The sequence below is a fragment of the Streptococcus sp. UMB1203 genome (assembly GCF_030217725.1).
Taxonomy (GTDB): domain Bacteria; phylum Bacillota; class Bacilli; order Lactobacillales; family Streptococcaceae; genus Streptococcus.
The window spans coordinates 1-493 of the sequence record NZ_JASOOK010000072.1; the positions used below are offsets into that span (position 1 = coordinate 1).

The 493-nt window shown below is 50.1% G+C and carries 1 rRNA gene; it reads right to left on the minus strand.

Going from position 1 to position 493, the window contains the following annotated elements:
• A 23S ribosomal RNA gene (locus QP439_RS08990) occupies nucleotides 1-493 on the minus strand; the annotation flags it as partial.

Here is a 493-nt window from a genome sequence, read left to right on the forward strand (position 1 = left end):
CCGTCAGACACTGTCTCCGATAGGGATCACCTATCCGGGTTAGAGTGGCCATAACACAAGGGTAGTATCCCAACAACGTCTCCTTCGAAACTGGCGTCCCGATCTCATAGACTCCTACCTATCCTGTACATGTGGTACAGACACTCAATATCAAACTGCAGTAAAGCTCCATGGGGTCTTTCCGTCCTGTCGCGGGTAACCTGCATCTTCACAGGTACTAAAATTTCACCGAGTCTCTCGTTGAGACAGTGCCCAAATCATTACGCCTTTCGTGCGGGTCGGAACTTACCCGACAAGGAATTTCGCTACCTTAGGACCGTTATAGTTACGGCCGCCGTTTACTGGGGCTTCAATTCATACCTTCGCTTACGCTAAGCACTCCTCTTAACCTTCCAGCACCGGGCAGGCGTCACCCCCTATACATCATCTTACGATTTAGCAGAGAGCTGTGTTTTTGATAAACAGTTGCTTGGGCCTATTCACTGCGGCTGAC